We start from the raw sequence: 21,485 nt of genomic DNA, 5'->3' as shown, positions 1-21,485 counted from the left end.
TTCGACGGAACCGGATCTCGTCGACATCGACAAGCTGGACTACCTCGCCGCCCGGCTCGTCGACGGCGGGATCGCCGGCCGCCCGGTCGGTGACGTCGTCGACGTCGCGCGGATCGCCGCAGCGGTGCGCGAGATCCTGATCGCCATCGGGGAGGACCCGGACCGCGACGGCCTGCGCAAGACCCCGTCCCGGGTCGCGCACGCGTACGCGGAGATGTTCGCCGGGCTGCGGGTCGACCCGGCCCAGACCCTCACCACGGCGTTCGACGCCAACCACGACGAGATGGTGCTGGTCCGCGACATCGAGGTGGCCTCGATGTGCGAGCACCACCTACTGCCGTTCCACGGGGTGGCGCACGTCGGGTACATCCCGGGAATGCACGGCCGGATCACCGGCCTGTCCAAGCTGGCCCGCCTGGTGGAGGCGTACGCGCGCCGGCCACAGGTGCAGGAGCGGCTGACCGCGCAGATCGCCGACACCCTGGAGCGTCAGCTCGAGCCGCGCGGCGTGATCGTGGTCGTGGAGTGCGAGCACCTGTGCATGGCGATGCGCGGGATCCGCAAGCCCGGGTCGCGGACCGTCACGTCGGCGGTGCGCGGGCGGTTCAAGACCGACGCGCGTTCCCGCAGCGAGGCGATGAGCCTCCTCAACCTGCACAGGTAGGCACCCGGCCACGGTGTGACCGGGTGCTCGACGCGTGGTGCCTAGTTGGGCTTGCAGGTCGGGAAGGCGTGCTGGCACTGGCCCTCGGCCGTGACCGTGGTGTGGTGGCTGGCCGCCGCCGCCCCACCGATGGCGAGGGCCGCGACGACCGCCACCGCGGCGAGGCCGACACGAACGAACGACATGATGCTGGTACTCATCTGATGGGTCCTCTCACAGGGTCCGGCGAGCTGGAGTGGGGTCAGACGACCTTGCAGGTGTAGGGGTACTGCGGCTGGTTGCCGCACTCCTGCTGGGCCGTGACCGAGGAGTGCTGGCCGGCGGCGACCGCCGCCGCCCCGCCCACCAGGAGGGCGGCGACGATCGCGGCGACGGCAAAGGACTTGCGCACGATACTCATGGGAACAACCTTTCGACGGGGGTCGCTGTCGAAAGGGAGTGTCGAACATGTAGGCACACATGCCGGCACACAGCCGTGTGTGCTAGATCAGCGCGCGGTAAACCCCGGCCGCGTCGACCGCACCCCTGGCCAGGGTGCCGGCCTCGTCGAGGCGGTCGCGGGCCTGCTGGAGGAAGCGGATCGCCTCGTCGGCCTTCGGGTGCGAGCTGCCGGAGGCCGCCGTGCGCAACCGGACCATCGCCTCGTCGAGGCGGTCGCACAACCCGTGCACCTCGGTGACGATGTCCTCGGTGTCCCGGGTCGCCGCAGTGATGATCACTTTGATCTGTTCGATGTTGGCCATGGCGCGGTCAGCCTCCTACGGTCCACGAGATGCCCCACAGGGCACACAGCGGCAGGATCGGGGCCAGGCAGATCGCCAGCCCCAGTGGACGGGTCTTCGGGGGCTTCGCGCCCAGCACCGGCTTGAAGAGGACGCCGATCAGGGAACTGCCGACGCCGTACGCGAGGAACGGCAGGGCGATGAACAGCACCGTCACGAGCAGCCGGCCCACGCCCGAGGTGGCCAGGAATGCCGCGACGTTGACGAAGAACGCGACCGCCGAGGTGCTGCCGTAGACCAGCGCGTTGCGCAGGTTCGTCGACCAGTGCGGCAGGTACGGCGAACGCCGCGCCGCCGACTCCACCGCCGTGAGCTGGCTCGACGACCGCTCGGCCGCGTCCCGGGCCCGGCGGAGCGCCTCGGCCAGGTCGGTGACCTGCGGGGGCTGCTGCGCGGAGAGTACCGGCTCGGACAGATCGAACCTGTCGTACAGCTCGGAGAGGCGCTCCTGCTGGCCGGCGAGCAACTCCTCCAGCGAGGTCAGTTCGGCGCCCAGCGCGGTGCGCGCGTTCACGTGGCCGACGGCCCTGGCGGCCTGCACCCCGCGGTGCGCCTCCAGCTGGCCGGCGAGGGTGGCGTACTCGCGCCACGTCATGCGTACCTCCCCGGGCGGACGTAGGGCACGATCGTGGCGATCCGGTCGGTGTGCCGGTCGATGAGCAGCGCCCGGTTCGGCCGGTACTGCCAGTCCAGCTGCGACTGACCCAACATCATCGCCACCTCCGCCCCCGGCACGTTCAGCGTGACCAGGCAGGCCACGTCCTCCCGGGCCGACGAGCCGCCGACGTCCTCGCCGAACCGGCGCAGCCCGCGCCACCAGCCGAGCACGTGCACGCCGCGCGCCGGGCCGGTCCGCAGCACCGTGCGCAGGTCGTCGATGCCAGAGCGGCGGCGCTCCGGGTCACGCTGCTCGAGCAGGCCGCTGGCGGCGTCCGCGCCGAAGAGCACGAGGTAGGTGGGCTTCTGCGCGCCGTCCGTCGCCGGGTCGGCGATCTCGGCGAGCACGTTCCGCAGCCGGTACCCGTCGAGGATCTCGTAGCTGTGCCCGAGCCGGTCGAGGTCCACCACGACGTCGTCGCACACCGGATCGGCCGCCGCGACCAGCGGGACCAGCAGGAACCGCACGTCGCCGGGGCCGTGCTGCCGGGCCAGCCCCGCCACCGCGGCGTGCAGGATGTCCGCGCCGACCTCGCTCGGCCCGAGGACGGCGATGTGCCGACCAGGGCTCGCGTCCAGCGGGAACGAGGCCGTCGAACCCGACACGTCCACATTGCGGCCCACGATCACCTCCGCGCGCCGGCGGTGCACCGGGATGCCGAAGACCGGGTCGTTGGTGATGTGCTGCTCCGCGTACCCCTCGAAGACGCTCGGGGGTTCCGACCCGGCGGGGCGGGCCTGCCAGAGGGTGTGCCGCAGCTCGGCCAGGGTCTCGACCTCGGCGTGCGGGTTGGGGAAACGCACGACCGTGTCGTGGCCGGGCGCGCCAGCGGACGTGTTCACCACCGCCTCGCCCAGTCGGAGCGCCGTCGCGGCGTTGTTCAGCGGATCGAGCACCCCGGCCCCGCCAGGCAGGGCCACGCGCGCGGCGAACTGCCCGAAGATCGACTCCCGTTTCGTGTACAGCGCCTCGACCCCGCTCACGGTCTGGCTGGCGAGCACGAGGTGGATCCCGTACGACCGGCCCTTCCTGGCGAGCGACTCCAACAGGTCCACGGCGTCGCGGGCCAGCTTGTCGTTCCCGGCGAACAGCACCTGGAACTCGTCGATCACGCACACCACCCGGGCGATGGTCTCCGGCAGCTCCCCGATCTTGGTGACACCGGCCCGCTTCAGGAGCGTCGCCCGCTGGGACATCGCCGCGTCGAGCTCCCTGAGGACCGCGACGCCGTACTCCCGGTCGGACTCGATGCCCACGGCACGCGCGTGCGGGATCCAGGACGGGTCGCGCTCGGTCGGCGTGAACTCCGTGAAGCTCACGCCTTCCTTGAAGTCGAGCAGGTAGAGGATCAGCTCCTCCGGCGCGTACCGGGTCGCCAGGCCATAGAGCACGTTCACCAGGAACGCCGTCTTACCGGCACCGGAGCGGCCGCCCACCAGCCAGTGCGGGGTCGCGTCGTCGAAACTCAGGGTCTGCTCGGCCATGCCCGACCGGCCGATCGTCGCGTTCAACCCGGCCCGGCTCGACTCCGCCCAGCGCTGGGCCGGCAACAGGCTCGCCAGCTCGGTCCGCCCGGCCAGCGCCGCCTCGACCGCGAGCCGCTCCGCCACCTCGGTGATCACACTCGTTGGCGGGGCCGGATCGAGATGCACCGGAATCGTGGACGTCTCCCCGCCCGGACTGACCAGAAGCGCATGATCCTTACGCAGGGTGAGCTGGGTGCTGTTCGGCAGCGGCTTCCCGGCGTGCGCCGTCACCAGAAGGTGCAGCCGCGCGGCGGGACCGGCGTGCGCGAGGGCCGCGATCCGGGCCGCGTCGGCCGGCTCCAGCAGCTCGGGGGCCACGGCCACGACCACCAGAAGGTACGGCAGCTCCTTGTGCCCCGCCTTCACCTGCCGCTCGGCCTCGTCCAGGACATGCTTGAGACCGTCGCGGTCGGTGACCGGAGCCGGCAGGGCGCCGGCCTCGAACAACGGGCGGAACGGGGCGGTCGCCGCGCCGACGGTCGCGCTGTCGGCGATCAGGACCCGCAGCTCGCGGGGCGGCATCGTGGCCAGCAGCCGGAGGAGGACCGTGCGGATCAGGGCCGTGACCCGGGGGTCGCGGGCGTCGGCGTCGATGACGAGGTGGCCCTTGCCGAGGGTGGGGATCAGGAGGGGGAAGGCGGCGTCGGGGAGGGGGCGGGCTTCGCCGATCCGGACCAGGGCTGGGAGTGTGATCGGCGTGGCCTGGTCTGCGGCTCCGATGCTCCCCGCGATTCCGTTGCCCCTGTTGCCTCCGGGGGCTTCGGTGCTTCCGGGGGTTTCGGGCGTCAGTGGGCTGCTCAGCCAGCCTGGGGCCAGCTCTGCGGCGGTGCGGGTCAGGTGCGCGACGATCGCGCGCTGCTCGGCCGTGGACTCGGCGGAGTAGCCGGTCTCCGTCGGCATCTCCAGGGCGCGGCGCACGGCGGCGACCAGGCCGGACGCTTGCCTGTGCAGAGTGACAGCCTGCTCGACCCCGAACCTCAGCCTGCCGATTCCCACCCGCGAACGCTACCGCAGTCGGGGGCGCGGGGACAGCACCGCCGTGGGGTGGGCGGTCGGGGCACTGCGAGTTCCGGTTCGGGGGCATTGCTTCGAGCCGGGTGGGGCGGGTGCCGCGTAGAGTTTCGGGCATGACCACTGGGGACGGGCGGGACGACGAGCCGATGTGGCCGATGGCTGCTCCGGCCCAGGCCGGGGTGGTGCCGGCGCAGGCCGGGCCGGGCTCGACCCGGGACGGGTCGGGTGGCGGGGCGGACGGTCGGGGCGTGGTCACGGATGGGTCTGGGGCTTCGGCCGTGGCCGGTGATCTGGTGTCTGGTGAGTCTGGGGTTTCTGGTGCGGGACTGCCCCAGGCTGAGGCGGTCGCGGGGGTGCCTTCGGGTGGTGGGGATGAGCCGGAGGTCGTCGGGCGGGCAGGTCGGAAGAGGCCGCGGGCGAAGGTGATCGCGCTGGTGGCGGGGCTGGCGGTGATCGTCGCGGTGGTGGTTGCCGGGGGCATCGCGCTGAATGTGTACGACCAACAGACAAAAATCGACCGAAGCACGCCGACCTTGGCGGTTTCGCAGTTGGTGGATGCAATGTTCACGGCACGGGATGAGTCGACGGTGGCGCGGTTCAGTTGCAAGAAGGCGGATCTAGGGGCGTTGCGTCGGTTGATGACGAACGTCAAGGACCAAGAGGCCCGTTTCCACACGCACATTTCGGTTGCTGCGGACGAGATGAAGTTGTCCAGCCAATCCGTCGTGGAAGCGAGGCTGAGCCTCACCGGCGAAGGCTGGAACAATTTTCAGAATTGGGCATTCGAAACTGCGAATCAGGACGGCTGGAGAGTCTGCTCAGCCCGTCAGCTCACCTGACGTCCTTCAGCGGTGCGCCCTTGGCCGCCATGTAGGGCACCGGATCCACCGCACCCGAGTTCGACATGTCGCCGCCCAAATGCACCTCGAAATGCAGATGCGGCCCGGACGAGTTCCCGGAACTCCCGGACAGTCCGATCACCTCGCCGGCGCTGACCAACTGCCCGACCCGGACGGGCGGCCGCTGGATCATGTGGCAGTACCGGGTGGCGACGTTGTCCGCGTGTTTGATCTCGACATACCACCCACATCCGGACACCCAGATCCCACCGTCGACATCGCAGCTCATCGGCCCAGTGCCGGAGTGCGCGTTGCACTCGGCCGTCATCACGATGCCGGCGGCGGCGGCCCGGATCGGCGTCCGGTACGGCGAACTGAGGTCCACCCCGTAGTGGAAGCTGCTGTCCCGGGGGCCGAACCTGCTGCCCACCTGGTCGGACACCGGCGTCGTCCACCCGCCGGCGGTGATCACCCCGCCCGGCGCGCAGCCCAGCGCTGCCGGATCGGCCGCCCCGGGAGCCCGGGCCGCCCCGCCGGTCAGGCTGTCGACGATGGCGGCCGCCAAGGGCTCCCATTTCTGGTACGCCTCCGGAAACGCGCTGACCTGCACCCGCTGAGCCGCCTCGGTGAGCCGCATCTTCTCCCAGCCAGGGATGCCGCGCAGCTTCTCGTAGAACTTCCGGGCGCTGGTCGCCGGGGTCATCAGCTCATCGACGGTGCCCCACCCGCCGGCCCCGTCCGGCGGGAGCGGGCGCTGCTGGAACAGCCCGACGCTGTCGTGGTCCCGGCCGACCCCCTCGTGCGGGATGCCGAGAGAGCGGGGCACGTTGCTGTTGGCCAGGTTGTGCAGGTTGGACTCCTGCAGCGCTGTACCCATCGCGATCACCCACGCGCGGGGCGGAATGGCCAGGCGCTGGCCCTCCTGCACGATCATCGCGGCGTTGCGCATCTCGGCCGGGGACAACTCGGACAGTGTGGGCAGCCGGTCCAGGTTGATCGTGGTGCCGGCTCCGCACGCGGCGAGATTGAGCCGGGGGTCGTTCGGGTCGCCGTTCAGGCCGCCGAGCAGGGCCGCGGCCGTGCCGCCGGCACAACAGAGCAGGATGAGCACTCCGGCCAGAACGGCCGAGATGATCAGCCTGCGCTTCACCGTGTCCGCTCCCAGTCGATCGTGTCGACCCGCCACTGACCGCGATCGGCGATCAGCCTCAGACTCAGAGTGCCAGAGTCGACGGCCAAGCGGAACTCCACGAACGACGCACCTGTGTAGACACCCGGACTCGGCTCGCCCGTGAGCCGCTCGGCCGGTACCTGAATCGGATCTGTGTCTTTGAGCTTTTCCATCAGATTCGCGGTCGCGTACGGCCGCATACCGGCCCGCCACTGGTCGCCCGTGACCCCGGTGTGCTTCAGCCACGCGCTCGTGAACGTCTTGGCCACGACGTCCGGCGCGGCGGCACCGGGGCTGGTCGACGGCGGGGCCGGCGACCTACTCGGCTCCAGGTCGTCACCCTCCTGGTGCGCCTCGGTGTTCGCCGGCACCGGCTGCGCGCTGCCCGTGTCCGGCCCGACCGCTGACGGCGCGGCCTCCGGAGCCGCGATCTTGACAGTGAGGACCAACGCACCGATGAGCAGCGCCAGCACCAGGGCGATCCCGTACCGGGCGCCCAGGTAGGACAGCCACCGCATCGACTACACCCGCTCCTCGGTTCTGGACTCCGACGGCCGGTAGACCTCGCCCCACGTCGACTCGCCGGACTCGGCGGCCACCGGGGCGGGCAGTCGGCGCTCGCCGGTGGACCTGGCCGGGGTCGCCGGAGCGGAACTCGACTCGGGGCGGGAGGAAGCGGACTGCGCCACGGGGGCCGACGGCACCGCCGAAACCTCCTCAGCCCGGGTCTCCACCCGTGCCGACGCGCCCGACGACGTGCTCGGGGCCTTGTCGTCCTCGGCGACGGCCTTGGCCGTACCGGCGGCGACCGCCGCGGACCGCAGGTCGGAGAAGAAGCGTTCCCGCCACGTCGCCCCGGGCGCAGCGGCCCCGGCCTCCTTACCCGCCATTTGGGTGATCCGCCGGTACGGCCGCAAAAGCATCCAGCCCACGATCCCGCACAGCCAGATCAGCACGACCTGCAGCCAACCCGGCAGCGCGGCGGTGCTCATGATCTGGTCGACCGCGAACAGGTAGATCGCCGCCCCCGTGCCGAAGATCAGGATGTTGAACACGGCGGCCAGCACCGCGTTCATCAGGCGGCGGAAACCAGCCGAGGCGGGCTTGAGGAGCGCGACCGTGCCGATCACCGGAGCGGCGATCACGGCCCAGCGGAACAGCACGAAGCCGAGGAGCACGAGTACCGACGCGGTGATGTCGAAGAACGAGTACGCGAGGGAGGCCAGGATCGCCACGAAGCCAGCGCCGATCCGGTCGGTGCCCCGCATGCCCTGAAGGTACTCGTAGGCCTCCGGGTCCTCGGTCTTGATCTGCTCGGCGACCCGCTGCCACTCGTCGGACTTCTGGGTGATGATCGCGGCCCGCTGGTTGGGCTCCTTGCGCATCTTCTCGACCTCGGCCCAGCTGAACGACTTGGCGTCGTAGAGCGCCATGCCGTACTTCTGCGCCGTCACGCTGTCCGCGCTGCCCAGGGTGCCCCGGAGCCAGTTCTTGTAGAGCAGGTTCTCCGCGGCAGTGTCGCCCGCCCGAACAGCGGGCGGGCGGTTGTCCTTACAACCTTCGGGCCCCGCGAGTGGCGGGCATTTGTCTGGCGGAATATCCCGCGTAGACGGCCCAATCGCCGAGTGGACCGCCGCGAGCCCGTTCGTCAAGGTGGCATCGGCCAGGCCCGCAGCCTTGGTCGGCCAGGTGGCCAGCGCCGTTACGACGACCAGCACGAACATCGCCCAGCCGGCGGTGGTCATCGTCGAGGACATGTCCGACTGCCGGGACCGCCAGAGCAGGTAGAGGCCGACCACAGCCAGCGTGAGCGAACCGAAGACGGTGAACACCTTCGTGTACACGGCCTTGGTGGCCTTCTCCACCAACGGATCCGCCCAGCCCCACAGTTCCTTGGGCTCCCAGGCGCGCTCGCGCAGCGCGTTGGACGCGCCTACGATACCGGTGGCGATCATGAACTCGCCGTTGGCGACGGTGTTCTCGAACTTGTAGTCAGGGTGCATCGTGGTCTGTACGCAGTTGATGTCGTAGGTGGTGAAGTCGTAGCCGGCGTAGCCGTACTTGCTGTAGATGCCGGTGACGCCGGCCTTGCGGGAGGACTCCGGGCGGGACGCGAACCAGCCGGCCATCCCCGAGTCCGGCGCGCTCGGAGTCGGCGACTTCAGGCACGTGGCCCGGCTCGCCGCGACATCGTCGAGTTCCCCGACGCACCGGGACAGGTTGCCGGGCTCCCGCCACTCTTCCAGGCTGCACGGCTTCTTCGCCATCGCCGGCGACGCCGGAACAGCGATCGAGAGGGCCGTGACGATCAGCGTGAGGAGAATGGCTGCCCAGCGATGGCCGGGCATCAGTCACGCTCCTGGGTCGGCGGAGCCTCCGCAGCGGCCGTAGGTGTGGTGTCCAGGTAGTCCAGCAACTGTGGCACGTAGGAGATGTCCACCCGCACCTTCTGCACCCGCCCATCCACGTCACGCATCACGAACTCCCGGAATCCGAGCCGATCCTGTGATGATGCCTCAACTTGGGAGAGTGTCGCTAAGGTCTGCTCATATCCGACCCCACGGGGCACCCTGAGCAGTCGCAGGGCCTCCTCGGCGATCTCGGAGTCCTCGGCGATTCGTCCCACGAACACTGTGGACACGAGGTTTTGGACGTCGAGTCCGAGAATGTCTTTCGGGTTCTGGGAGGCGACCAAGGCGGCCAGGTTCCACTTTCGGGAGTCGCGGGCGAGGCGGACCAGGAAGGACCGGCCCGAACGCCAGCCGTCCATGAAGTGCGCCTCGTCGAGGCCGACGAGCTTGCGGCGGTGCATGTCGCCGGAGTAGCAGCGGCGGACGGCGAGGCGGTGCGCGGTGTGCAGCATGGGGAGGGCCAGCTGCTCCTCCGCGGACCAGTACTCGCGTTCGATCTTGAGGTCGGGCAGGCGGAGGCCGGCCATGGTGATCACGGTCAGGGTCTTGTCGTCGCCGAGCGCGCCCTCCGGGGGACGGCCGAAGAACAGCAGGGCCAGGGGCATCTCGGCGGTGTCCAGGAGCAGGTTGCCGAGTTCGCGGGAGTGGTCGTCGCCGTCCTGCAGGGCCTTGACGATGTCGTCGAGGGTGGCGGTCTCCTCGGCGGGGACCTTGCGGACCGCGTGCCGGAGCATCGTGGCCGTGCGCGCCTCGCGGGCCACCTGGGGTGGGACGAGCATCGAGCAGATGTCCTGGACGAGCATCCGGCGTTCGGCCCGGGCGTTGCCGAGCGCGATCTGGAACTCGCGGTCGCCCTCGGTGCCGGGGGCGAAGTGCGGGCGCTGCGGGGTGGGGATCAGCGCGTACGGGTTCAGGGTGCCCTGGCCGGAGCCGGTCAGGTTCAGTACCCGGGAATAGGGTTTGAGTTCTGGCATTTCGCACAGCCGGCCGAGCGGGCCGGACGGGTCGAGCATGGTGACCTGCACGCCGCGGCGCGCGGCCAGGTAGCCGAGGCCGCCCATCAGGGTCGACTTGCCACCGCCGGGCTCCGCGACGAACACGGCCAGGCCGGAGCGCTCGCGGACCTCGGTGGGGAAGTGCACGTCGAGGAAGACGGGGCGGCGGCAGGTGCCCGCGGTGCGGCCGATCAGGTCGCCCCTGCGGTCACCCACGGTGGACGCGGCCTGGGGCAGCGCCGCCGCGAACAGCTTGACCGGCATCCGGCGGACGTAGCCGCTGTTGGCGATGGGCTCGCCGGGGATGAACTCGCGGGCCAGCCAGTCCTGGTTCTTCGGGTGCTGCAGGGAGATCCGCAGCTCCCGGGAGTACATCTGGATCAGCTTCCGGGTGCGCTCCAGGGCCTCGTCGCGGGTCCGGCCGCCGATCGCGATCCGGTGCCAGCCGTGTACGCGGGCGGCGTCGATCGGCAGGCCGGTGGTCATCTCGTCGCCGATGCCGAGGGCACGCTTGGCGAGACGCTCCAGCTCGGGCGGGGAGTCCATGCCGTGCTCGGCGTAGTCGCGCTGCTGGGAACGGATCATGCGCAGCCGGTGCTCGAGGTTCTTGAACGTGTCGTTCTGGCCGAGCGCGTCGACCCGGCTGGACAGCTCCATCGGCCATGGCAGCCGCTCGTGGAAGTGCAGCCACGGCTCGTGCCGCTCGGGGATGTCCAGCGGCTCCATCCGGCCGACGGTGAGGACGCAGACGTGCCGTTCCTCGCCGGTGAGCCGGTTGACGAGCTTGACCGTCGCGCCGTAGGGCGTGCGGTAGCGCTCGATGTGCTCGGTGAGGGCCAGCAGGTCGCCGCGCTCCCACTCGCCGTTGCCGACCGGGGACATGTCGCGCGGCGGGGCCATGCACAGCGCCACCGAGCGGTAGAGCAGCCACTCGAGTTCCTTGACCGTGACCCGCCGGCCGCGCATGCCGAACGCGCCCAGCACCTCGTCGAACTGTTCGACCAGCCGCGACGTGCGCCGGCGCTCAGACTCGGTCACGCCCTTGCCGAACATCCGGTTGATCTTCTCGGAAAAAGAGTCTCCGAGGGTACGCCGCGCGAACGTGATCCCCAGGTACGTCTGCCCCTCGGCATGGTTCACCTGCAACAGGTGCTTCTGCGCGTTGACCAGGTGGTCGCCCCAGCTGGGCGCCCCGGGCACATTGGGCAGCGGCCGGGGCGTGTGGGTGTCCACGGTGCGGGCCCACTCGTCGGCCGGGAACGGCATCGTGGTCCGCCGCAGGTGCAGCCGGAAGCCGGCCAGCCCGGCGTACTGCTCCGAGATCGCCACGATCAGCGCCTCGCGCTCGGCGTCCGGGCGGAAGGCCCAGCGGACCTCCGGCAGCCAGTACCACGCGGTGATGGTGTTCGGGGTGAACGTCAGGTGCCCGGCGACCTCGGTGATCGCCAGGTCCGACGCCGGATCGCGGTCGGTGAACCGGGGCAGCTGCCGACGCGGCACCCCGTCCCGGATCGGCTGGACCTCGCGCTTCGGCACCCGACGCGGGCGGGGGTCCGGCTTGGTGGACGGCGCGGTGCCCAGGCCGCGGTGCTCACGGCCGAGCCGGATGTCCTCCGTCGGCCGGTTGTCCCTCGGCGCCTGAGGCATCCGGGACCGCTCGGCGGGCACCGCCCGGCCGGTGGCCCGCACGGGCGCGGGCGCCTGGTGCTGCGGCGCGGACTGCACGGCCTCGACGGCGGCGTTGAACAGCTGGTCGACGTGCTGGGCGAGCTCGTCGTCGTGCGCGCGCCGGGCGGCGTCGGAGGCGGGCCGGCCGGTCGGCGGGACACCGGGGACGCGCGAGCCGGCCTGGCCGGTCGGGTCGGGGTACCGGGGCGGGACGGGCGGGCCCTGCCACTCGGGGGTGCCCGTCCCGGGCATGCCGTCGGGGCGGCGGACGTCGGGGGCCCGGGACACGCCGGCCGGGTTTCCGGCGGCCACCGGGCGGCCGCCGTGGGGCGCGCCTGGCGGCGGCAACCCCCCGCCGGGCTGTCCGCCTTGGTCGGGCTGCGAGTAACCGCCGGGCTGCCCGCCGTGGCCCGGCTGAGAGTAGCTACCGGGCTGCGCGGCGCGCTCGGTCTGCGGCTGGCCGCCCGCCTGCGCGGGGCCACCCTGCCGGGTGGTCTGGCCGGGCTGCGCCGCCCGGTCCGCGGCCGTCGGCACCCGGGTCGTCCCGGCCGGCGGCCGGACCTGGGTCCGCTCGATCGGCCGGTGGACCGGGCCCTGGCCGGCTTCCGGCTCCGCCCGACGCGGTGCGGGCTCCGCCTGACGCTCCCCGGACCCCGAGACGGAGGCGGGAGCGGAGGCGGGGCCGGTGGTGCGGGGCTCCGGCTCCCGGGCCGGCGTCACCAGCCCGAGGAACGGCGACAGGGTGGCATCGTCGGCGTCCAGGATCGACGCCGACCCGTTCGGGTCTGCCCCGGGTGCGCGGAACACCGCTACCGGGCCGGGCTGTCCGGGCACAGTGGCCTTCTCACTCGTCGTCGGTGGCGAGGTCTCGCCCGGCCCTCGGGGGGTCGTGGTCATATCAGCTCCTCGCGGATGAGCACTTTCCTGGCGACGAGGCGGGGCTCCCGCTGTTCGGCGCGGGGCTCCCTGGTGCGACGCCAGTCGGTGAGCGCGGTGCGGATGACCATGCGTGCCGGTCGGTCCGGGTCCACATGCCGGAAGACGTACGACGTGGTCACCATCGCCAGCGCGATCTCCCACGCCGGAAACAGGTCCACTGTACGGCTGAAGAGGAAGTGAATGAACATGAAAACGGGTACTAAGAGGATAAAAAGTCCATATTGCGCATAAGGCAGATGGACTGGCAGGGTATATCCAGGCGGCCCGAGGTAGACCAGGCGCGCCCGGTAGATGTCGTCATCTGTCCTCAGCCGCATGGTCCACTCACGTCCCCGCTACTTCGTGAACAGCAGATTGATCAGGTACTCGCCCAGGAAGAACAGTGTGGCGGCACCGGCCACGAACACCATGCCCACGATCGCGATCGCTGAGCTGGTGAGGACCTTGGACACCTCACCCTTGCTGGCGCGCCCGATGAAGATGATGCCGAGCACGGCGAGCAGGATCGGCGCGATCTTGGTCGCGAAGAAGCCCAGCACACCGTTCGTGTTGATTCCTGGTTCGGCGAGGACGATCTCTGCCGCGTGCGCGAGGCTGACGGATGGCGCCGCCTGCGCGAGTTCCAACAAGATCATGTTGACCTCCCCGGTCGCGGCCGGGGGAGCCCGGCCGCCAATGCTCTAGCCTTCCGGAAAACTGCTCCGAGTGGTAGTAAGCAGTGACCCTGTGTCGCGCCGCTGCTCAGGGTGAGCTTGACCGTACATTGCGCCCTGACGGCGGACAAGCTAAGAAGACTGTTGCACGAGTCCTTCCGGCGCACAAAGCTGACCGTGGAGGTAAGGCATGCTGCGCATGGCGATCGCGGGCACGATGATCGTGCTCGCGGGCCTGCTCATGGCCGGTCTGAGCGGGTACGACCTCGGGGTCGCCCGCGCGGCCCGCGCCCTGCGGATCGGCGTCGCCGCCGCCCGCGCGGCCCGGCCGACAACCCCCGAGCAGGGTGCCCCCGTGGTCTCCTTCGGATCCGCCGGCCGGCCGCATCTCGGCACGGGCCCGCTGGCCGTCGCGGCGATCGGGCTGGGTCTCGTCCTCGCCACCGCCGGGGCCGGGGCGGTCGTCTGGCCGGTACCGGTGGGCACTGCCCAGCACTGGGCGCTGGTGGCCGGCGCGGGGGTGCTCGTCCTCGCCGTCGGGCTGATCGGGGTGACAAAGCTCGTCCGAAGGGTCGAGATCTCCGCGTACGCCAAGGGTGCCGCGCTGCTGCCCGTGCTCGTCCCGACCATTCCCATGCCGACTGAGGGGGCCCCTGTGGCCAACCTGCCAACTCCGTCCACTGTTCCGACCGACGACCGGGGGGTGCCCGACGACGCCCAGCTGGGCTGGGTGTATCGGGACGTGATCGGCACGTGGCTGATGGTGGTCGCCGCCGAGGACGGCGAGGGCCGCCGGTTCGTCCGGCTGACGGATTTCCGACTCTTGCCCCCGGGGGCGGCGCAGCTGCCGCTGGAGATCGTCGGCGCGGTCGAACTCGCCGTCTGGCCCCTGACTCCGCCCGGCCCCACCGGCTGACCCCCGAAGCTGACGCCTGGGCCCGCCGGGAGGACGTTCGCGCCGCCCCGGCCCGCCCACAAGAAGCTCACGGCGCCGGCCGCAGCCGGAAGGCCACGCAGAGGCCCGACGGCAGGCGGGTCACGCCCGGCCCGCCCGCCCGGCGGAATCCCGGGCAGCACGGATCGCGCGGGGCCGCCGCCGGCCACGTTCTACCCTGAACGGGTGAACACACCGGTCATCCTGGGCGTCCTGAACGTCACGCCCGACTCGTTCAGCGACGGCGGGCGGCACGCCGGGCTGGCCGGGGCGGTGGCCGCCGGGCTGGCCCTGCGCGCCCAGGGCGCCGACTACGTGGACGTGGGCGGCGAGTCCACCCGCCCGGGTGCCGCAAGGGTCGACGCGGACACCGAGGTGGCCCGCGTGGTGCCCGTGATCAGGGAACTCGCCGCCGCCGGCGTGCCCACGAGCGTGGACACCACCCGGTCGACCGTCGCGGCGGCGGCGCTCGCCGCCGGGGCGGGCATCGTCAACGACGTGTCCGGCGGGCTGGCCGACCCCGACATGGCCCGGGTGGTCGCCGACGCCGGCTGCCCGTGGATCCTGATGCACTGGCGCGGGCACTCCGACCGGATGCAGGCCAACGCCGTGTACGGGGATGTCGTCGCCGAGGTCGCCGCCGAACTCGCCGAGCGGGTGGACGCGGCCACGAAGGCCGGGGTCGACCCGGCGCGGCTGATCCTCGACCCGGGGCTGGGCTTCGCCAAGAACGCGGCGCACAACTGGGCACTGCTGGCCCACATGGATGGCCTGAAGAGCCTCGGGCTGCCCTTCCTGATCGGCGCGAGCCGCAAGTCCTTCCTCGGCGCGCTGCTCGCCGGCCCGGACGGCGCGCCGCGGCCGACCGAGGGTCGGGAGGCCGCGACCCTGGCGGTCAGCGTCCTGGCGGCCCAGGCGGGAGCCTGGGGGGTCAGGGTCCACGACGTGCTCGGTACCGCCGACGCGCTGGCCGTCCTGCGAAAGGTGAACGATGGACTCGATTGAGCTGAGGGGACTCCGCGCCCGCGGCTACCACGGGGTGTACGACTTCGAGCGCGCCGCCGGCCAGGACTTCGTCGTGGACGTGACCCTGGACCTGGACCTGGGCAAGGCGGCGTCCACCGACGACGTGTCCGACACCGTGCACTACGGCGAGTTGGCCGGCCAGCTGGTCGCGGTGATCGCCGGCGAGCCGGTGAACCTGATCGAGACGCTGGCGGAGCGGCTGGCAGAGGTGTGCCTGGGCGACCCGAGGGTCGCCAGCTGCGTGGTGACCGTGCACAAGCCGCAGGCCCCGATCCCGCACGAGTTCGCGGACGTCGCCGTCACGGTGCGCAGGAAGGCATGAGGGCGCTCCTGGCCCTCGGGTCCAACCTCGGCGACCGGCGCGAGACGCTCCGGGCGGCGGTGGCCACGCTCGGCGACGCGGTGCTGAGCGCCTCCAGGGTGTACGAGACGCCGCCGTGGGGCGACGAGCTGCAGCCGGCGTACCTGAACATGGTGTTGATCGTGGAGGGCCACTCGGACTGGCTGGCCGTCGCGCGCGGCCTGGAGGAGGCGGCCGGCCGGGTGCGCGACCCGGAGCGCCGGTTCGGCCCGCGCACCCTCGACGTGGACGTGATCATGGTCTGGGACCCGACGCCGGTGTTCTCCGCCGACCCGGAGCTGACCCTGCCGCATCCCCGGGCGCACCTGCGGGCGTTCGTGCTCGTGCCGTGGCTGGAGGTCGACCCGTGGGCCGAGCTGCCCGGGCACGGCTTCGTCGCGGACCTGCTCCGGGAGCCGGCGCTCGCGGCGGACGCGCGCGACGTCGTCGCGGTGGGTACCGTGGCGTCATGACCGAGCCGGAGCCCAGCCTGCGCCCGACCAGCCCAGCGACCCTGTTCGTGGCCGGCCTGGCCGCCGCGGCCCTGACCTGGGTGTTCGTCGGCAGGTTCTACGGCGAGCTGCCCAAACTCACCTGGTTGTCCGCGCTGACCATGGGCCTGCTGGCCCTCGCTGAGCTGTACGCGGCGTGGAACACCCGGGCCCGGCTCGCCCGCCGGCCCGGCACCGAGCCGGTCGAGCCGTTGACCGTCGCGCGGCTCGTGGTGCTCGCCAAGGCCTCGTCGGTGGTGGGCGCGATCTTCGCCGGCGGGTACGGCGCGCTGGCGCTGTGGCTGTGGATGTCGCGGCTCGACGCGGCCGACCGGGACCTGCCCGGGGCGGTGCTCGCGCTGTCGGCGTCGGCGCTGTTGCTGGCCGCCGCGCTGTGGCTGGAGCACGCGTGCCGGATTCCGCCGGGGCCCGAAGATATTGACAAGGACCCTTCCGCCGGTTGAGTTCGGCGGGTACGGTCCCGCACATGGCTCTCGATGCCCCCGGGGCGCCCGGCAAGGATCGGCTGTTCGTCCACCTTGTCTGGGAAGTGCTGCTCGCCTGCGCGGTGGCCGGCCTGGCCGTGACGCTGTACGGGCTGGCGCCGGCCAGTTTCGGCGCCCACAATCTGCGTTCCCTGGCGCTGGTGGCGGCCGTGCTGCTGCTGATGTCCGTCGGGTTGTCGGCGACGGTCCGCGCCGGGGTGGTCAACCTGGCCGTCGGGCCGATCGCGCTGGTGGCCGGTGCCCTGTTCGCCCGGCACAGCGACGCCGGCTACGTCGAGGCCGGGGTGCTGGCGTTCGGGGCCGCGCTGCTGGCCGGCCTGGTCCTGGCGCTGTTCGTGTGCGTGGTCCGGGTGCCGGGCTGGGCGGCGAGCGCCGGCATCTCTGCGCTGATCCTGGCGCTGGTCGCCAGGCTGCACACGGTCGAGATCAAGTTCCTCGACCAGCCGGACAAGTTCGGCGTGGTCTGGTTGAGCGGCGCCGTCGCGCTGTCGGTGATCGGTGGGCTGTTGTGCATGGCCCCGGGGATCCGGCGGGGCTTCTCGCGGTACCGGATCGACGGCGACCCCGCCGGCCGGCCCGGCGCCGGGCCAGCGCTGCTGGCGTCGCTCACCCTGATCGGCTCGTGCCTGCTCGCCGCGCTGTCGGGGATCCTGTTGTCCCTGCACGCGGGCGCGAGCGTCGCGTCGGACGGGTCGCAGTACACGTTCGCGGCCCTGGGTGCCGTGCTGCTCGGCGGGGTGAGCGCCTTCGGCCGGCGGGGCGGCGTTCTGGGTACCGTCCTGGGCTCGCTCGTCGTCGTCCTCGGCGCGCAGGTGCTGGCCGTGCAGCGGATCGCGTTCAGTGATCTTCTGGTCAGCGCCGGTGCCGTGTTGGGCGGGCTGTTCGTGACCCGGCTCGTGGAGCGGTTCGGCCGTCCCCGGCGGATCCCGCCGCCGATCGGTGACCCGGCGGCGCCGGACTGGCCGCCGAGCGTGGCCCCGGGCAGTGGCGAGGCGGCGGTCGTGGAGGACACGTGGTCCGCCGGCGGCCCGTACGCGACGTCGGGGGACTCCTGGTCCGGCCCGGCGACCGCGACCCTGTCGGCCCCGCCGGTCCCGCCCCCGCCGGCCAGCTACGGCCAGACCCAGACCCCCGGCTACGGCACCGGTCCGGGCCCGGTCCCCGGCTTCGGCGACTCCGGCTACGGCTCCGGCTCCGGCTACGAGACCGGTTCCGGCCAGGCGGGCCAGAACCAGCCCGGCTCGGCCCACGGCCAGGGCGAATCGGCTTACGGCAACGACACCGCCTACGGCGCCCGACCGGGGGACGCCTCCCCGTTCCGCCCGGCGTTCGGCACCGACCGCGCGGACGGCCTGGGCCCGGACATCGACCCGTGGGGCACCCCGCCCCGCCGGATCTGACCCCGCTCCCACCACCTGAAGACCGGTCCGACAACAGGCCAGGCTGTCCCGAGCGCCGGTGGCCCCGCCCCGGGCAGGCCCGTCTCTGCCGCGGCCAGGCCCGACCCGACCCGACCCCTGGGTTAGGTTTCGGTGATGGAACGGCCAGACACGAGCGGGGTCCCTCACATGCCGGTCAGCACGTGGCGCGAGGCCATGGAACGGGCGCTCTACGGCCCCGACGGGTTCTTCGTCCGGCAGGCTCCCGCGAGCCAGTTCCGGACGAGCGTGCACGCTTCCTCCCAGCTCAGCACCGCGATCGCGACCCTGGTGCACAAGGTCGACGCCGTGCTCGGCCATCCGGACCGCTTCGACATCGTGGACATCGGCGCCGGGCGCGGGGAACTGCTGGAGGCGCTGAGGGTCCAGCTGGCCGATCCCCGGTTGCGGTTCACCGCGGTCGAGATCGCCGATCGGCCGCCGGGGCTCTCGCCCGACATCTCGTGGCTGCGCGAGGTGCCGACCGGCACGGTGGGCCTGGTCGTGGCGACCGAGTGGTTGGACAACGTGCCTGTCGACGTCGTCGGCCGCGACGGGGACGGGGTGGCCCGGCTGCTGCTCACCGACGGCACCCTGGGCCCGGCCGCCGACCCGGAGACCGTCGACTGGCTGGCCGCCTGGTGGCCGGACTTCGAGCAGGCCGAGGCGGGGTTGACCCGGGACCGGGCCTGGCGCTCGGCGCTGGCAGGGCACACCGGGCTCGCGCTGGCCGTGGACTACGGCCACACCAAAGATCAACGACCTTTTTTTAGTACTTTGACCGGGTACCGCGAGGGGCGTCAGGTCCAGCCCGCGCCCGATGGGAGCACGGACATCACGGCGCACGTGGCGATGGACTCGCTGAGTACCGGAGAATCGATCTTGATCTCCCAACGCGACGCGCTCCGGGCGCTCGGGATCACCGGAGCCCGGCCGCCGTTGTCCCTGGCCAGCTCCGACCCACGCCGCTACCTCCGCGCGCTCGTCGCGGCGACCGAGGCCGCGGAGCTGACCGACCCGGCCGGGCTCGGCGGACACTGGTGGCTCCTCGAAGGAAGGGGGGTGGACGTGGCACGATGCTTCCCATGACCGAGTTAACCGTGGGCGTGGGAGCTGGACTCGACACCGCCGACATGGTGCTGAACATCGGACCGCAGCACCCGTCGACCCACGGCGTGCTCCGGCTCAAGCTGACCGTCGACGGCGAGCGGGTCGTGACCTGCGAACCCATCATCGGATACATGCACCGGGGCGCGGAGAAACTCTTCGAGGTCCGCGACTACCGGCAGATCATCGTCCTCGCCAACCGGCACGACTGGCTGTCGGCGTTCGCCAACGAGCTGGGCGTCGCGCTGGCCGTCGAGCGGCTGATGGGCATCGAGGTGCCCGAGCGGGCCACCTGGCTGCGCACTGCTCTGGCCGAGATGAACCGGGTGCTCAACCACCTGATGTTCCTCGGCTCGTACCCGCTGGAGATCGGCGCGATCACCCCCGTCTTCTACGCCTTCCGCGAGCGCGAGAAGCTCCAGGCGATCATGGAGGAGGCGGCCGGCGGCCGGATGCACTTCATGTTCAACCGGGTCGGCGGGATCAAGGAAGAAGTCCCGGCCGGCTGGACCAGGCGGGCCAGGGAGACCATCGCCGAGGTCCGCAAGGGCATGAAGGACATCGACGTCCTGATCCGGCGCAACGAGATCTTCATGGCCCGCACCAAGGGCGTCGGGGTGCTCACCGCCGAGGCCGCCGCAGGGTACGGCGCGTCCGGCCCGGTCGCCCGCGCCAGCGGCCTCGACTTCGACCTGCGCCGCGACGAGCCCTACCTCGCGTACGGCGAGCTCGACGTGCCCGTCGTCACCCGGCAGGCCGGCGACTGCCACGCCCGGTTCGAGTGCATGCTCGACCAGGTCTACGTCTCCCTCGACCTCGCCGAGCAGTGCCTGGACAAGGTGGACACCATCCAGGGCCCGGTCAACACCCGGCTGCCCAAGGTCGTCAAGGCCCCCGAGGGCCACACGTACGCGTGGACGGAGAGCCCGCTCGGCCTCAACGGCTACTACCTGGTGTCCCGGGGCGAGAAGACGCCGTGGCGGCTGAAGCTGCGGACCGCGTCGTACTCCAACGTGCAGGCACTGGCCACCCTGCTGCCCGGCTGCCTCATCCCCGACCTGGTCGCGATCCTCGGCTCGATGTTCTTCGTCGTGGGCGATATTGACAAGTAACCCGGCCACGCTGCTCACGTTCCTGCGCAAGCTGGGCGTGGCCATGTGCGACGCCGGGGACCCGGTCAACCAGACCACCGAGCGGCTGCAACGCATCGCCGACGCGTACGGGGCCGAGGACGTCCGGTTCTTCGTCCTGCCCACCGGCGTGTTCATCCGCGACCACGAGGCCGTCGACTTCTCCGAGGCCGCCGGCACCGGCCTGCGCCTCGACCAGATCAGCGGCCTCTACGAGCTGGTCGGGCTCGCGTCCACCGCCCGGATCACCCCCGCCGAGGGCAGCGCGCGACTGGACGCCCTGCTCTCCTCGGCGCCCCGGTTCGGCACGGCCCTGACGCTGCTCGGGCATGTCGCCTTCTCCGTCGGCCTCGGACTGCTCCTCGAGCCGACCTGGCGCGCCCTGGTCGCCTACGCGGTCGGCGGCCTCGGCGTCGGCCTGCTCGGACTCCTCGCCCGGCGCAGCCGCTCGCTGTCCCTGGCCCTGCCGGTCCTCGCCAGCCTGCTCGTCACGGCCGTCGCCTACCAGGTCGCCGCCCCGCTGCTCGGCGAGACCGCCCTGCGGGTGCTGATCCCGCCACTCGTGTCCTTCCTGCCCGGCGCGACCCTGACCATGGCCACCGTCGAACTCGCGTCCGGCGCGATGATCTCCGGCTCGACCCGCCTGGTATACGGCATCAGCCGGCTGCTGCTGCTCACCTTCGGGATCGCCGCCGGCACCCGGCTCGCCGGCGCGCACCACGCCGACGTCACCCTGATCCCCGCCCTGGGCCCGTGGACGCCGTGGGTCGGCGTCGCGGTGTTCGGCCTCGGCGTGTACCTGTACTTCTCCGCCCCCGCCAGGTCCCTGCTCTGGCTGATGGGCATGCTCTACCTCGCCTACACCGCCCAGTTCGTCGGCACGTGGCTGATCGGGGCCCTGTTCAGCGGATTCGTCGGCGCGCTCGTGATGACCGTCGTGTCGTACTGGCTCCAGCGGGTGCCCGGGGCCCCGCCGGCCCAGGTGCTGTTCCTGCCAGCCTTCTGGCTGATGGTGCCGGGCGCGCTCGGGCTGCTCAGCCTCAACGAGCTGGCCACCGACGTGCCGATCGGGGCCAGCGACGCGATCGGCGGGCTGTGGTCGTTCATCTCGATCGCGCTGGGAATGCTGGTCGGCTCCAGTCTGGGCCGGTACTCGATCACCGACCTCGTCCCGGCGGCCTACCGCCAGCGTTCCTCGCGCGGGTAGCTCTGG

The 21,485-nt window shown here is 71.7% G+C and carries 22 protein-coding genes; 11 read left to right on the top strand and 11 right to left on the bottom strand.

Translation table 11 applies throughout. The features are described 5' to 3' along the window. Positions 1–34 precede the first annotated feature (34 nt). Positions 35–664, top strand: coding sequence for a GTP cyclohydrolase I FolE (folE, locus tag IW245_RS26745; protein ID WP_231400272.1), 630 nt, complete (start codon positions 35–37; stop codon positions 662–664). 41 nt (positions 665–705) lie between these two features. On the opposite strand, the gene IW245_RS26740 is transcribed toward folE, so the two are convergent. From IW245_RS26740 to IW245_RS26720, 5 genes are all read right to left on the bottom strand, one after another. Further along, on the bottom strand, positions 706–864 hold the full coding sequence (locus IW245_RS26740) for a hypothetical protein (RefSeq protein WP_197005917.1): 159 nt from the start codon (positions 862–864) through the stop codon (positions 706–708). 41 nt (positions 865–905) lie between these two features. Further along, on the bottom strand, positions 906–1,064 hold the full coding sequence (locus IW245_RS26735) for a hypothetical protein (RefSeq protein ID WP_197005916.1): 159 nt from the start codon (positions 1,062–1,064) through the stop codon (positions 906–908). A gap of 82 nt (positions 1,065–1,146) precedes the next feature. Further along, on the bottom strand, positions 1,147–1,407 hold the full coding sequence (locus IW245_RS26730) for a hypothetical protein (protein ID WP_197005915.1): 261 nt from the start codon (positions 1,405–1,407) through the stop codon (positions 1,147–1,149). Between the two features lie 7 nt (positions 1,408–1,414). Further along, positions 1,415–2,041: a hypothetical protein gene (locus tag IW245_RS26725; protein WP_197005914.1), complete on the bottom strand. Its 627-nt coding sequence runs from the start codon at positions 2,039–2,041 to the stop codon at positions 1,415–1,417. After that, positions 2,038–4,626 carry an FtsK/SpoIIIE domain-containing protein gene (locus IW245_RS26720; RefSeq protein ID WP_233472940.1) on the bottom strand — a complete coding sequence of 863 codons (2,589 nt, stop codon included), beginning with the start codon at positions 4,624–4,626 and terminating at the stop codon, positions 2,038–2,040. The genes IW245_RS26725 and IW245_RS26720 overlap by 4 nt, the downstream gene beginning before the upstream one ends. Positions 4,627–4,757: 131 nt before the next feature. On the opposite strand from IW245_RS26720, the gene IW245_RS26715 reads away from it, so the two are divergent. Continuing rightward, a complete protein-coding gene (locus IW245_RS26715; protein ID WP_197005913.1) occupies positions 4,758–5,483 on the top strand; it encodes a hypothetical protein in 726 nt (241 codons plus the stop codon). Here the strand turns inward: IW245_RS26715 and IW245_RS26710 are convergent. From IW245_RS26710 to IW245_RS26685, 6 genes are read right to left on the bottom strand one after another with little or no spacing between them, the layout of a single operon-like run. Continuing rightward, the gene (locus tag IW245_RS26710; protein ID WP_197005912.1) at positions 5,476–6,633 is read right to left on the bottom strand and encodes a M23 family metallopeptidase; all 1,158 of its coding nucleotides are present in this window, start codon (positions 6,631–6,633) and stop codon (positions 5,476–5,478) included. The two genes, IW245_RS26715 and IW245_RS26710, sit on opposite strands and share 8 nt — an antisense overlap. After that, positions 6,630–7,172, bottom strand: a complete 543-nt coding sequence (locus IW245_RS26705; RefSeq protein WP_197005911.1) for a hypothetical protein — start codon at positions 7,170–7,172, stop codon at positions 6,630–6,632. The genes IW245_RS26710 and IW245_RS26705 overlap by 4 nt, the downstream gene beginning before the upstream one ends. 3 nt (positions 7,173–7,175) lie before the next feature. Beyond that, positions 7,176–9,002 carry a cation diffusion facilitator family transporter gene (locus IW245_RS26700; protein WP_197005910.1) on the bottom strand — a complete coding sequence of 609 codons (1,827 nt, stop codon included), beginning with the start codon at positions 9,000–9,002 and terminating at the stop codon, positions 7,176–7,178. Further along, the gene (locus IW245_RS26695; RefSeq protein ID WP_231398950.1) at positions 9,002–12,625 is read right to left on the bottom strand and encodes an ATP-binding protein; all 3,624 of its coding nucleotides are present in this window, start codon (positions 12,623–12,625) and stop codon (positions 9,002–9,004) included. Before IW245_RS26695 ends, IW245_RS26700 begins: the two co-directional genes overlap by 1 nt. Continuing rightward, on the bottom strand, positions 12,622–12,984 hold the full coding sequence (locus IW245_RS26690) for a hypothetical protein (protein WP_197005909.1): 363 nt from the start codon (positions 12,982–12,984) through the stop codon (positions 12,622–12,624). The genes IW245_RS26695 and IW245_RS26690 overlap by 4 nt, the downstream gene beginning before the upstream one ends. 18 nt (positions 12,985–13,002) lie before the next feature. Continuing rightward, complete coding sequence (locus IW245_RS26685) at positions 13,003–13,302, bottom strand: hypothetical protein (RefSeq protein WP_197005908.1); 300 nt, start codon at positions 13,300–13,302, stop codon at positions 13,003–13,005. Between the two features lie 208 nt (positions 13,303–13,510). Between IW245_RS26685 and IW245_RS26680 the strand changes: the two genes are divergently transcribed. The 9 genes from IW245_RS26680 (at position 13,511) to IW245_RS26640 (ending at position 21,479) form a co-directional block, all read left to right on the top strand. Next, positions 13,511–14,236: a hypothetical protein gene (locus IW245_RS26680; protein WP_197005907.1), complete on the top strand. Its 726-nt coding sequence runs from the start codon at positions 13,511–13,513 to the stop codon at positions 14,234–14,236. A gap of 204 nt (positions 14,237–14,440) precedes the next feature. Then, entirely contained in the window at positions 14,441–15,259 is an 819-nt protein-coding gene (gene folP / locus IW245_RS26675) for a dihydropteroate synthase (protein ID WP_233472939.1), read from the top strand. After that, a complete protein-coding gene (folB, locus tag IW245_RS26670) occupies positions 15,246–15,602 on the top strand; it encodes a dihydroneopterin aldolase (RefSeq protein ID WP_197005906.1) in 357 nt (118 codons plus the stop codon). The genes folP and folB overlap by 14 nt, the downstream gene beginning before the upstream one ends. After that, positions 15,599–16,093 (top strand): 2-amino-4-hydroxy-6-hydroxymethyldihydropteridine diphosphokinase, encoded by a 495-nt coding sequence (gene folK / locus IW245_RS26665; protein WP_197005905.1) that lies wholly within the window; start codon positions 15,599–15,601, stop codon positions 16,091–16,093. Before folB ends, folK begins: the two co-directional genes overlap by 4 nt. Continuing rightward, a complete protein-coding gene (locus IW245_RS26660; RefSeq protein ID WP_197005904.1) occupies positions 16,090–16,575 on the top strand; it encodes a DUF3180 domain-containing protein in 486 nt (161 codons plus the stop codon). Before folK ends, IW245_RS26660 begins: the two co-directional genes overlap by 4 nt. Before the next feature lie 23 nt (positions 16,576–16,598). Next, positions 16,599–18,017, top strand: a complete 1,419-nt coding sequence (locus tag IW245_RS26655; protein WP_197005903.1) for an ABC transporter permease — start codon at positions 16,599–16,601, stop codon at positions 18,015–18,017. 168 nt (positions 18,018–18,185) lie between these two features. Beyond that, a complete protein-coding gene (locus tag IW245_RS26650) occupies positions 18,186–19,124 on the top strand; it encodes an SAM-dependent methyltransferase (RefSeq protein WP_197005902.1) in 939 nt (312 codons plus the stop codon). Beyond that, entirely contained in the window at positions 19,121–20,254 is a 1,134-nt protein-coding gene (locus IW245_RS26645; RefSeq protein ID WP_197005901.1) for an NADH-quinone oxidoreductase subunit D, read from the top strand. Before IW245_RS26650 ends, IW245_RS26645 begins: the two co-directional genes overlap by 4 nt. Further along, a complete protein-coding gene (locus IW245_RS26640; protein ID WP_197005900.1) occupies positions 20,244–21,479 on the top strand; it encodes a threonine/serine exporter family protein in 1,236 nt (411 codons plus the stop codon). The genes IW245_RS26645 and IW245_RS26640 overlap by 11 nt, the downstream gene beginning before the upstream one ends. The last annotated feature ends 6 nt before the right edge of the window (positions 21,480–21,485 follow it).

The sequence above is a fragment of the Longispora fulva genome (assembly GCF_015751905.1).
Classification (GTDB): Bacteria; Actinomycetota; Actinomycetes; order Mycobacteriales; family Micromonosporaceae; genus Longispora; species Longispora fulva.
The sequence above is the reverse complement of the archived record's forward strand: the minus strand, read 5'-3'. Positions and strand labels throughout refer to the sequence as shown.